The organism is Allobosea sp. 05T433, from assembly GCF_056396065.1.
The window spans coordinates 1-1,407 of record NZ_JBFTKS010000101.1; the positions used below are offsets into that span (position 1 = coordinate 1).

A 1,407-nucleotide genomic window follows, 5' to 3' on the forward strand; every position below is an offset into this window, starting at 1 on the left:
CTAGATGCCGTAATGGGCCGGCGCTTCGAATAGCCATTTTGGGTGGCTGTCCCTCAGAATGATGGTGTTGAAAACGAGGTCCGAGCGATCGGCCTCAAGCATCATGAGAGGAACAGCCGTGGAGCATTATGCTGGAATCGATGTCTCTCTGACAGAGAGCAGCGTGTGCGTGGTCGATGCGACGGGTAAGATCGCCCGCGAGATCAAGGTCGCCAGCGAGCCCGAGGCGCTTGTTGAGTTTTTCGCCGAGCTGGAATTGCCCGTCGTTCGCATTGGCCTGGAGGCTGGGCCGCTCTCGCAGTGGCTGCACGCAGCTCTTGTCGCTGCTGGCCGTGAGGTCGTTTTACTGGAGACCCGTCACGTGAAGGCGGCGCTTTCGGCGATGACGGTGAAGACCGATCGGAAAGACGCCCGCGGGATCGCGCAACTGCTGCGGATGGGCTGGTATCGCGCGGTCCACGCGAAATCGGTGAACTCCCAGGATACCCGGGCGCTTCTGGTTGGCCGCAAGCTTCTGCAAGGCAAGCTTCTCGACGTCGAACTGAGCATCCGTGGCATCCTGCGCGGGTATGGGTTGAAGGTCGGCGACGTCAGCCGGGGCCGGTTCGAGGCGCGCATCCGCGAACTGACCTCGGGCCACGTCGTCTTGGAGACGGTGATCGGCGCGATGCTGGCGGCGCGCGCGGCGCTGTGGAGCGAGTTCACGAAGCTTCATCGCGAGATGCTGAAGATCGCGCGCGCCGACAAGGTCTGCCACCGGTTGATGTCCACCCCGGGCGTCGGCGCGCTGGTCGCCCTGACCTATCGCTCGGCGGTGGATGATCCTGCGCGGTTTGGGAAATCCAGCACGGTTGGCGCCTATTTCGGGCTGACGCCCAAGAAGTATCAGTCAGGCGAGACGAACCGGGACGGCGGCGTCAGCAAAGTCGGCGACACCATGGTGCGAACCGCGCTTTTCGAGGCGGCGCATATTATGCTGACGCGGGCGACCCGCTTCTCGAGCCTCAAGCGTTGGGCGCTCGATGTAGCGCAGCGCCGCGGCATGAAGCGCGCCAAGGTGGCGCTCGCGCGCAAGCTGGGCGTTGTGCTCCACCGCATGTGGGTCGACGCCACCGAGTTCCGCTGGAACAAGGCCACTCTGGCGGCATGAGGGAGATTCACATCTTCGAAGCGGACCAGGATCGGCGCCGCTTCATCTGAGGTCCCGTCGCTGGGACGAGAGCCTGGCAAGGTCGTGTGTAAGGCTGTGATTGCCTCGGCAAATCACGCACCCCTAGATTGACCTGTCGGCTCTGGATCTGATGGCATGGTGTGGCGGTCTTCGTACTGACCACGGACAGAAGCATGATCCTGGCGACGAGATATCGTTCAGAGGGACTTGACGATCAAAGGCCCATTACAGAAGCC

The 1,407-nt window shown here is 62.7% G+C and carries 1 protein-coding gene; it reads left to right on the plus strand.

Annotated features, from left to right (window positions below; all coding sequences use genetic code 11):
* Positions 1-118 precede the first annotated feature (118 nt).
* A complete protein-coding gene (locus AC1DGP_RS35190) occupies positions 119-1,150 on the plus strand; it encodes an IS110 family RNA-guided transposase (RefSeq protein WP_441493890.1) in 1,032 nt (343 codons plus the stop codon).
* Positions 1,151-1,407: the final 257 nt, after the last annotated feature.